The 10840-nt window shown below is 68.0% G+C and carries 4 protein-coding genes, 1 tRNA gene and 1 rRNA gene; 1 reads left to right on the forward strand and 5 read right to left on the reverse strand.

The window, feature by feature from the left end:
• Positions 1–54: 54 nt before the first annotated feature.
• Both ACIPC1_RS22675 and ACIPC1_RS22680 read right to left on the reverse strand, forming a co-directional pair.
• Complete coding sequence (locus ACIPC1_RS22675) at positions 55–738, reverse strand: two-component system response regulator (protein WP_402519492.1); 684 nt, start codon at positions 736–738, stop codon at positions 55–57.
• A 256-nt stretch (positions 739–994) separates the two neighbouring features.
• Positions 995–6484, reverse strand: coding sequence for a HAMP domain-containing protein (locus ACIPC1_RS22680; protein ID WP_402519496.1), 5490 nt, complete (start codon positions 6482–6484; stop codon positions 995–997).
• Positions 6485–6800: 316 nt separating this feature from the next.
• Here ACIPC1_RS22680 and ACIPC1_RS22685 point away from each other — a divergent pair, with 316 nt between their 5' ends.
• Positions 6801–9542 (forward strand): SpoIIE family protein phosphatase, encoded by a 2742-nt coding sequence (locus ACIPC1_RS22685; RefSeq protein ID WP_402519498.1) that lies wholly within the window; start codon positions 6801–6803, stop codon positions 9540–9542.
• A gap of 74 nt (positions 9543–9616) precedes the next feature.
• Here the strand turns inward: ACIPC1_RS22685 and ACIPC1_RS22690 are convergent.
• The 3 genes from ACIPC1_RS22690 to rrf form a co-directional block, all read right to left on the reverse strand.
• Positions 9617–9692 (reverse strand) — tRNA-Thr (locus ACIPC1_RS22690).
• 94 nt (positions 9693–9786) lie between these two features.
• Complete coding sequence (locus ACIPC1_RS22695; protein ID WP_402519584.1) at positions 9787–10449, reverse strand: DegT/DnrJ/EryC1/StrS family aminotransferase; 663 nt, start codon at positions 10447–10449, stop codon at positions 9787–9789.
• A 113-nt stretch (positions 10450–10562) separates the two neighbouring features.
• Positions 10563–10679 (reverse strand): 5S ribosomal RNA (gene rrf / locus ACIPC1_RS22700).
• Between the last annotated feature and the right edge of the window lie 161 nt (positions 10680–10840).

Genomic DNA, 10840 nt, shown 5'->3' on the forward strand with positions numbered 1-10840 from the left:
AGAGCTTCGCCGGCCACGGACAGGGGTACTTGAGCCGCTCCCGAAACGGCCCGGTCAGTTCTGCGACGGCAAGGAAGCCGCACCGTTCCCCGTGCCGGGCTCAAGGGCGTCCAGGGCTCTGCGCAAGCCCGTGAGTTTGCGTTCGAGATGGGCCGCGGTCGCCACCGCCGCCGCATCCGCCGAGTCGTCATCCAGTTGCTTGGACAGCGCCTCGGCCTGTTCCTCAACGGCCGCCAGCCGCGCGGAGAGTTCGGCGAGCAGTCCGGCCGGCTCCCTGGCGCCGCTCAGCGCCGCCTTGCCGCCACCCTCCAACTGGAGCCGCAGCAGCGCCGCCTGCTCCCGGAGTTGGCAGTTCTTCATGTAGAGCTCGACGAAGACGGAGACCTTCGCGCGCAGCACCCACGGGTCGAACGGCTTGGAGATGTAGTCCACCGCACCGGCCGCGTACCCCCGGAAGGTGTGATGCGGGCCGTGGTTGATGGCGGTGAGGAAGATGATCGGGATGTCCCGGGTCCGTTCTCGCCGCTTGATGTGCGCGGCGGTTTCGAAACCGTCCATGCCTGGCATCTGGACGTCCAGCAAAATGACCGCGAAGTCGTCCGTGAGTAGTGCTTTGAGCGCTTCCTCCCCGGACGATGCCCGCACCAGTGTCTGATCGAGCGCGGAGAGGATCGCCTCCAGCGCCAGCAGATTCTCCGGCCGGTCATCGACCAGGAGGATCTTGGCCTTCTGCACCATGGCCCGCCCTCCTCGCCCCGGCAGTGCACCGGGCGCCGCCCCAGGGGACGACTCTGTTGCGTCGCCCGCCCTTGTGCCGGTCATGGTAGCCGCACCCCGCCTGTCGCCACACCCTGTCACTGCGATGTCACTGTGCACGTAGCAGAAACGCGGCGGGAGACCAGAAGGTTCCCCGAATCCCGTACTTCTACACCGCGTCGGCCACAGTGAGTTATGCGAGAACGGGCGCCCCGACAGGCGCCCCGACACGAGTGTGTCATCGCTCACGCATCCACTGTTCCATCACGGTGAGCAGGTGATCGGGATCGACCGGCTTGGTGACGTAGTCGGAGGCGCCGGACTCGATGGCCTTCTCCCGGTCGCCCTTCATCGCCTTCGCGGTGAGCGCGATGATCGGCAGCCCGGCGAACTGCGGCATCCTGCGGATCGCCGTCGTCGTCGCGTAGCCGTCCATCTCCGGCATCATGATGTCCATCAGAACGACTGTCACATCGTCGTGCTGCTCCAGGACTTCGATGCCCTCACGGCCGTTCTCCGCGTACAGCACCGACAGGCCGTGCTGCTCCAACACACTGGTCAGCGCGAACACGTTGCGGATGTCGTCGTCGACGATGAGCACCTTCTCACCCTCGAACCGGATCCCCTGGCGCGGCTGCTGCGCCCCGTCAGGCCGTCCCGCAGGCGCCCACTGCTCCGGAGCCGCGCCCGACTGCCCCGCCGACGCGCTCCGCTGCTCGTCCGCGGGCACCGCCCTGCGGCGCCTCCGGAAGAGCGCGGCAGGCCCGTTCTGGGTCTCCTGGTAGGACTTCACCTCGGCCAGCATGTGGATGCCCGCCCCGGCCAGCTCCGCCTCGGAGGCCAGCAACTCCCCGGCCTCCAGCGCCGGCACGAGCTGCCCGTAGCCCTGGGGAGGCAGTTCACTGGGGTGCAGCGGCAAATACAGCGTGAACGTGGAGCCACGTCCGGGTTCGCTCTGCGCGTGGATCTCACCGCCCAACAGCCGCGCGATCTCCCGCGAGATGGAGAGCCCCAGGCCCGTACCGCCGTACTTCCGGCTCGTCGTGCCGTCCGCCTGCTTGAAGGCCTCGAAGATCACCCTCATCTTGCTGGCCGCGATCCCGATGCCAGTGTCCGTCACGGAGAACGCGATCAGGTCGGCGTCCGCGTCCCGCAGCGAACCCGCCTCCAGGAGCTGCTCCCGGATGGCCACCGGAACCTCCGCACCGGCGGGCCTGATCACCAGCTCGACCGCTCCGGAGTCGGTGAACTTCACCGCGTTGGAGAGCAGGTTGCGCAGCACCTGGAGGAGGCGCTGTTCGTCGGTGTGCAGCGTGGCGGGCAGTTCCGGCGACACGCGTACGGAGAAATCGAGGCCCTTCTCTGCCGTCAGGGGACGGAAAGTGGCCTCTACGTAGTCGACGAGTTGGACCAGCGCGATGCGTGTCGGCGACACGTCCATCTTGCCTGCCTCGACCTTCGACAGGTCGAGGATGTCGTTGATCAGCTGAAGCAGGTCCGAGCCCGCGCCGTGGATCGTCTCGGCGAACTCGACCTGCTTCGGGGTGAGGTTCGTGTCCGCGTTGTCGGCGAGCAGCTTGGCCAGGATCAGCAGGGAGTTGAGCGGCGTACGCAACTCGTGCGACATGTTCGCCAGGAACTCGCTCTTGTAGCGCATCGAGACCGCGAGCTGCTCGGCGCGCTCCTCCAGGACCTGCCGGGCCTCTTCGATCTCGGTGTTCTTGACCTCGATGTCACGGTTCTGCTGGGCGAGTTGCTCGGCCTTCTCCTCCAGCTGCGCGTTGGAGTCCTGAAGTGCCTTCTGCCGGCTCTCCAGCTCGGCCGACCGTTCCTGGAGCTGCTCGGTCAGCTCCTGCGACTGCTTCAGCAGCACCTCCGTCTTCGTGTTGACGGAGATGGTGTTGACGCTCGTCGCGATCATCTCGGCGATCTGGTTCAGGAAGTCCTTCTGGATCTGCGTGAACGGCGTGAACGACGCCAGTTCGATGACGCCGAGCACGGTCGCTTCGAAGAGCACCGGAAGGACGATCACCTGCGCCGGCGGCGCCTCGCCGAGGCCGGAGGAGATCTTCAGATAGCCGCTCGGAGCGTTCTCCACGAGGATCGTGCGCTTCTCCTGGGCCGCCGTCCCGATCAGCGCCTCGCCGGGCCGGAACGACGTCGGCATCGAGCCCATCGAGTAGCCGTACGAACCCAGCATGCGCAGCTCGTACGCGTCCTCGTCCTCCAGGAGCGCGTCCTTGCCGTCGACCAGCGGCATGGAGAGGAAGAACGCGCCGTGCTGCGCGGCGACGACGGGAGTCAGCTCGCTCATGATCAGCGAAGCGACGTCCTCGAGGTCGCGGCGGCCCTGCATCAGGGCGGAGATGCGGGCGAGGTTGCCCTTGAGCCAGTCCTGTTCCTTGTTGGCGATGGTGGTGTCGCGCAGGTTGGCGATCATCTTGTTGATGTAGTCCTGCAGTTCCTGCATCTCGCCGGAGGCGTCCACGTCGATCTTCAGGTTCAGGTCGCCGCGCGTCACCGCGGTCGCCACCCGCGCCATGGCACGCACCTGCCGGGTGAGGTTCCCGGCCATCTCGTTCACGGACTCCGTGAGGTCGCGCCAGGTGCCGTCGACGTCCCGCACCCGCGCCTGGCCGCCCAGCTGGCCCTCCGTTCCCACCTCGCGGGCCACCCGGGTGACCTCCTCGGCGAACGAGGACAGCTGGTCGACCATCGTGTTGATGGTGGTCTTCAGCTCCAGCATCTCGCCGCGGGCATCGATGTCGATCTTCTTGGTCAGGTCACCCTTCGCGATGGCCGTGGTGACCATCGCGATGTTGCGCACCTGGCCGGTCAGGTTCGACGCCATGCCGTTCACCGACTCGGTGAGGTCCTTCCACGTGCCGGCGACTCCCGGTACGTGCGCCTGGCCGCCGAGGATGCCGTCCGTGCCCACCTCGCGGGCCACCTTGGTGACCTGATCGGCGAATGAACTCAGCGTCTTCACCATCGTGTTGACGGTGTCGGCGAGCTGGGCGACCTCACCGCTCGCCTCGACGGTGACCGTCTTGGTGAGGTCACCGTTGGCCACCGCGGCCGCGACCTGCGAGATGTTCCGCACCTGGTTGGTCAGGTTGTTGGCCATCACGTTGACGTTGTCGCTCAGGTCCTTCCAGATGCCCGTGACACCCGGGACCCGCGCCTGACCGCCCAGGTTGCCCTCGGTGCCCACCTCGCGGGCCACCAGGGTCACCTGCTCGGCGAAGTTGGACAGCTGGTCGACCATCGTGTTGACGGTGGTGACGAGTTCGAGGATCTCGCCCTTCGCGTCGACGGTGATCTTCTTGGACAGGTCACCCTTGGCGACCGCGGTCGTGACCTCGGCGATGTTCCGCACCTGAATGGTCAGGTTGTTCGCCATGAAGTTCACCGACTGGGTGAGGTCCTTCCAGGTGCCGGAGACACCCTGCACCTCGGCCTGACCGCCCAGCTGCCCCTCGGTGCCCACCTCGCGGGCCACCCGCGTCACCTGCTCGGCGAAGTTCGAGAGCTGGTCCACCATCGTGTTGAGGGTGTTCTTCAGCTCCAGGATCTCGCCGCGCGCGTCCACGTCGATCTTCTGCGACAGGTCACCGCGCGCGACCGCCGTCGCGACCTGCGCGATGTTGCGCACCTGGGCGGTGAGGTTGCCGGCCATGCCGTTCACCGAGTCGGTCAGGTCGCGCCACACACCGGCGACGCCGGGCACCTGCGCCTGCCCGCCGAGCCTGCCCTCCGTACCCACCTCACGGGCGACCCGTGTCACCTGGTCCGCGAAGGCGGACAGCTGGTCGACCATCGTGTTGATGGTGTTCTTCAGCTCCAGGATCTCGCCGCGCGCGTCCACGTCGATCTTCTGGGAGAGATCGCCCCGGGCCACCGCGGTCGTGACCTGCGCGATCTGCCGTACCTGCGAAGTCAGGTTCCCCGCCATGAAGTTGACGGAGTCGGTGAGCTCCTTCCACGTACCCGATACGCCGTCCACCCGGGCCTGGCCGCCCAGTCGCCCCTCGGTCCCCACGTCGCGGGCCATCCGCGTGACCTGATCGGCGAACGAGGACAGCTGGTCCACCATCGTGTTCACGGTGTTCTTCAGCTGGAGCATCTCGCCGGAGACATCGACGGTGACCTTCTGCGACAGATCGCCGTTGGCGACCGCCGTCGTGACCTGGGCGATGTTGCGGACCTGCCCGGTCAGGTTCCGGAAGGCCGTGTTGACGGAGTCCGTCAGGTCCTTCCACGTACCCGCCGCACCCGGCACCTGCGCCTGCCCGCCCAGTTCACCCTCGACCCCGATCTCGCGCGCCACCCGCGTGACCTCGGCGCCGAACGACGACAGCTGGTCGACCATCGTGTTGACGGTGTTCTTCAGCTCCAGCATCTCGCCGGCGACCTCGACACTGACCTTCTGCGAGAGGTCACCGTTGGCCACGGCCGTCGTCACCGCGGCGATGTCGCGCACCTGGGTCGTCAGGTTCCGGAAGACCGTGTTGACGGAGTCCGTCAGGTCCTTCCACGTACCCGCCGCGCCCGGCACGTTCGCCTGCCCGCCGAGCCGCCCTTCGCCACCGACCTCGTTGGCCACGCGTGTGACCTCGTCGGCGAACGTCCGCAGCGTCTCGGTCATCTGGTTGATGGTCTCGGCGAGCTGAGCGACCTCACCGCGCGCACTGACCGTGACCTTCTGTGACAGGTCGCCACTGGCGACCGCCGTCGTCACCTGCGCGATGCCGCGCACCTGGGCCGTGAGATTCCCGGCCATAAGATTCACCGAATCGGTGAGGTCTTTCCACACACCCGCCACACCCGGCACCCTGGCCTGGCCGCCGAGCTCACCCTCCGTACCCACCTCACGCGCGACTCGCGTCACCTCGGAGGAGAACGAGGAGAGCTGGTCGACCATCGTGTTGACAGTTTCCTTCAGCTCCAGCATCTCGCCGGCCACGTGAACCGTGACCTTCCGAGACAAGTCACCCTTGGCGACCGCCGTCGTCACGAGAGCAATGTCACGCACCTGAGCCGTCAGCCGGTACGCCATGGTGTTGACCGAATCCGTGAGATCCTTCCACGAACCGGACATACCGCGCACCCGGGCCTGCCCACCCAGCTTGCCCTCGGTGCCCACCTCGCTGGCCACCCTCGTGACCTCGTCGGTGAACGTCGACAGTTGGTCGACCAGGTTGTTGACGGTGCGCCCGACCTTGAGGAACTCACCACGCAGCGGATGCCCGTTCCCGTCCGCGGCCTGCGCCCGCAGGTCCATCCGCGGCGACAGATCGCCCTCCGCCACCGCGGACAGCACCCGGCCGACCTCGGAGACGGGTCGTACGAGATCGTCGACGAGCGCGTTCGAGGCGTCGATCGCGGCCGCCCAGGACCCCTCGGAGGCCCCCGACTCCAGCCGCTCCGTGAGCTTCCCCTCACGCCCGACCACGCGCCGCACCCGCGAGAGCTCTCCCGTCAGATGCAGATTCCGGTCGGCCACCTCGTTGAAAACCGCCGCGATCTCGGACATCACGCCGTCGCCGGAGACCGTGAGCCGCTTGCGGAAGTTCCCGTCCCGCATCGACACCAGGGCCGCCATCAGCCGGTTCAGCGCAGCTGTATCCACCTCGGTGGTGCCGTTGCGCGGTGGGCGCCGGTCTTTCAGGGACTGTCCGCCTTTCGCGCGCGTCTCAGTGCCCCGCGTCGCTGCGCCAGACTCCACTGTGTCCCTCCCACAAGGGTCGACCATTACTGCTCGGCGTACTCGGGTACTACTGCTCCGCTTACCGACAGGCACTCACCCTGCCAGGACCTTCTCCTGAAGCTTGCCCAGTGTTTCACCATGCCTGAACCCGGCCATAACAGTTCGGCAGCTTCGCACACCGTCCGCACACCTCCGGGCGGAAACAGTGCAACCGGCATCCGCATGGACGGCGAAGGTAAGTAACCTTGCATGCGGCTGTCCAGCCATGCCGGTCCCGTCCGGCCTGGGCGGTGGCACTAGCACGAGCGGGCAGGCATCGGAGGGGCGCCGCACCATGACCACCGGACTGCATCCTGGGGGATCGCCCCAGGATCCCCGACCGACGGGGAACCACGCTCTGCCCCGGCAGGAGCGGGGCGGCCATGGAGCCACGCATGCCGACAACCGGACGAGGAGTTCTGTGATCACCGCGCGCGCGGCCGCCAGTTTCGAGCCCGTGGGGCGATCGGTCGCCACCGCCCGTTCCTTCGTCCGTGACACCCTCCAGGGCTGGGGCTTCGCCGATATCGTCGACGACGCCGTGGTCCTCACCAGCGAGCTCGTCACCAATGCAGTCGTGCATGCGGGCACCTCCGCGGACGTGTTGTGTCTGCGCAGCGACGACGGCGTACGCATCGAGGTGGCGGACCGCTACCCGGAACGTGAAATTCCACTCCAGGGGACGGCTGTCAACATGGGCAGCCCGGACAACGAGGGCGGCCGCGGCCTCCAGCTCTGCGCTGCTCTGGCAAGCCGCTGGGGTGTCGAGTACACGCCCACGCAGAAACAGGTCTGGTTCCAGCTCGAACTCCCCGAACGCGCGGTGGGCACCCGGACCGCCGGCCCGGCCCTGCCTGCCCACCTCCTTCCGCTCGCCGACGGCCGCGTCCGCGTCGCGGTCGTCCAGATCGACCGCACCGGCGCGATCAACGCCTGGAACGAGGACGCCGAGGAGCTCTTCGGATACGCCGCCGAGCTGGTCATCGGCAAGCCGCTCACCGACCTCGCCGCCTGGCCGCACACCCCCGGCACCTCCACCGGCATCGTCGAGGCCCTCCAACTCTCGCGCTGGGAAGGCACGTACGGCATCCGCGGCGCCAGTGGGCGGGTAATTCCCGTCTACGCCTCGCACCTTCGGGTCCGCGACACAGGCGGCGAGCCCTCCACGGTCTGCCTCCTCGTACGTGACCACGAACGCGCCGTCCTCCAGACCCCGTTGCGCGTCTCGGCCACCGACACGACCACCAGCTCCGAGGGCCACGCCTCCGATCCCTTCGAGGTCTTCATCGGCTCCCCGGCGCCCGACGACCTGGACGGCCTCCTCCAGCGGACGGTGGAGCGCGCCCGCGACATGCTCGACGGCGACTCCGCCTTCCTGCTCCTGGCGACCGACGACGAAACGGAGTTGGAGGTACGAGCCTCGACGGGCCTCCCCTCCGCCCGCCAACGCTTCGCCCGCGTCCCCGTCGAGGCGGGCCCCGGCCGCTACGGCTCGGCCCGTATGCCCGCCGTCCACGAGGACCTGACGGTCGTCCCCGGCGCCGTCCCCCTCCTCAACGGCACCGGCATGCGCTCGGTCGTCACCGTCCCGCTGAAGGTCGAGGGCCGCCTCACCGGCTCCCTCGGCGTCGCCGCGGAGGGACCGGGCAGATACTCCAACGAAGAGGCCCTGCGCCTCCAGTTCGCCGCCGACCGCATCGCGCTGGCAGTGGAATCCGCCCGCCTCGGCGAGCTGGAGCGCCTGCGCCGCGGCTCACTGTCCTTCCTCGTGGAGGCCTCCGACCTCCTCGCCGGCACGCTGGACCGCGACCAGACACTGGCCCTGATGGCCCAGATGACGGTCCCGACCCTGGCCACCTGGTGCGCCGTCTACACCATCGCCGACCAGGCCTCCGACCCGTATCTCTCGTATGTCCTGCACGAGGACGAGGAACGCATTGACGGCCTCAAGGCCTTGCTGTCCACGATCTCCCCGCCGGACCCGGTCCCCACCCCGGGCGCCCGCGTCTGGGCCGCCCCCGCTGCGGCGGCCCACGAAGCAGCGCTGCGCACCTCCATGCGCAGCCTCGGCGAACGCGCGAGGCTCAGCTCGGGCATCGGCACAACTCTCGCCACCGCCGCCGCAGTTGGCGGCGAGACGGTCGTCCTCCCCCTGGTCGCCCGCAACCGCGTCATCGGCATGCTGACGCTGGGCAAGCCTTCGGACGAACACTTCCGCCAGGAAATCCTCGAACTCGCCGAGGACTTGAGCCGCAGGGCCGCCCTCGCCCTGGACAACGCCCGCCTGTACTCGGAGCGCATGGCCATCAGCCAGTCCCTCCAGCGCAGTCTCCTGCCCCCGGAACTCCCGCACATCGAGGGCGTCGAGGTCGAGGTCATCTACCGAGCGGCCGGCGAGGGCAATGAGGTCGGCGGCGACTTCTACGACCTCTTCCCGATCCGCGACGGCGCGTACGGCTTCGCGATCGGCGACGTCTGCGGTACGGGCCCTGAGGCGGCGGCGGTGACCGGCCTGGCCCGGCACGCACTCAGGCTGCTGGCCCGGGAGGGCTTCACCGGCCCGGCCGTCCTGGAGCGCCTGAATTCCGCGATCCTCGACGAGGGCGCCCGCAGCCGCTTCCTCACACTCCTGTACGGCGAATTGTGGCCGCAGGAGGACGGTTCGGCGCTCCTGAAGATGGTCTGCGCCGGTCACCCGCTCCCCCTCCGCCTGCGCCAGGACGGCACGGTCGAACCGGCCGCCGATCCGCAGCCGCTCCTCGGCGTCATGGATGACCTGGAGCTCTACGAACAGACCATCACGCTCGACCCGGGCGACGTCCTCCTCTGCGTCACGGACGGCGTCACCGAGCGCCGCGAGGGCACCCGCATGCTCGGCGACGACGGCCTCACGGACGTCCTCACCACCTGCACCGGGCTCACCGCAGGCGCGGTGGCCGCCCGCATCATGCGCGCGGTCGAACGCTTCGCCTCCGACGCCCCGTCCGACGACATGGCGATTCTGGCGATGCGGGTTCAGGGCCTCCAGAAGGACTGAGCCACGGCTTCCAGGTACGACGCCTCGAGGTACGACAAAGGCCCCCGCCCGTAAGGGCGGAGGCCTTTTGTTGCTGGAGCCCCCCAACGGAATCGAACCGTTGACCTTCTCCTTACCATGGAGACGCTCTACCGACTGAGCTAGGGGGGCCTGTCACCGTACGAGGTTTCCCTCGCGGCAACGGAATAGATCATACCCCGAACAGAAGCGTGTGCCCAACAAGTCCCGCTCGTTCAGCGCCGGATCAGCCGGCGGGCTGGAGCAGTCCACCGAGTGCATTGCACGCGGACACGATCCGCTGCATCTCCCGCTTCGCCAACGCCCCGTCCACGGGCAGCGCGAGGGTGTCGTCCGCGGCCCGCTCGGTCACCGGAAGGCGCACGTCCCGACGGAATCCGGCCGTGCGGTGCACCGGCGTCTTCACCGGCACCCAGCACTCAACCCCCCTGGCCCGCACGGCCCGAGCGAAGGCGTCCCGGTCCGGCCTGCCGTTGCCCGGCACCCGCACGACGTACTGCTGGTACGTGTGCCCGTCACCACCGTCCGGAGTCCTCACCCCGCGCAGCCGCGCGTCGAGGTACGCGGCCCGCGCCCTGCGCTGCGCGACCTCGTCGTACGGCAATTCGGACTCACCCTGCTCCAGCACCAACAGCCCGCGTCGCTGTCCGATCTCCCGCAGCCGCACCACGTCGGCCGACCGCCCGAAGCGGTGTACGACGACGATGGCCGCCGTCTGCGAAGTCACAACTGCCTCGACCGCGTCGGCGTCAAGGCAGTACGTCGTCGGGTCGATGTCGGCGAAGACGACCGCCGCACCGGCCTGGGTGGCGGCCTCGGCGACATCGATGTTCCCGAAGGCCGGCACGATGACCTCGTCACCGGCTCCGACGCCTGCGGCCCTGAGCATTGCAGCAGTACCCATGTCAGGGATGGTTGCCGCGCAACGTGAATTTCAAGTGACGCAGAACAAAAAAGAGCTGGTCCCCGAACCGAAGTTCGGGGACCAGCTCTCTAAAGATAGTTCGGCGGCGTCCTACTCTCCCACAGGGTCCCCCCTGCAGTACCATCGGCGCTGTGAGGCTTAGCTTCCGGGTTCGGAATGTAACCGGGCGTTTCCCTCACGCTATGACCACCGAAACACTATGAAACATGTCAACCGGAGCCGTGGCATGGCTACGACGGTTGTTCGTGGTTTCAGAACCAACACAGTGGACGCGAGCAACTGAGGACAAGCCCTCGGCCTATTAGTACCAGTCAGCTTCGCCCATTACTGGGCTTCCACATCTGGCCTATCAACC

It is taken from the genome of Streptomyces sp. NPDC087263, from assembly GCF_044744645.1.
GTDB lineage: Bacteria > Actinomycetota > Actinomycetes > Streptomycetales > Streptomycetaceae > Streptomyces.

What these genes read in the sequence shown, in the direction of transcription:
- ACIPC1_RS22695 (WP_402519584.1), bottom strand. Translation starts at nt 10,449, where the DNA reads ATGCTCAGGGCCGCAGGCGTCGGAGCCGGTGACGAGGTCATCGTGCCG.
- ACIPC1_RS22675 (WP_402519492.1), bottom strand. Translation starts at nt 738, where the DNA reads ATGGTGCAGAAGGCCAAGATCCTCCTGGTCGATGACCGGCCGGAGAAT.
- ACIPC1_RS22685 (WP_402519498.1), top strand. Translation starts at nt 6,801, where the DNA reads ATGACCACCGGACTGCATCCTGGGGGATCGCCCCAGGATCCCCGACCG.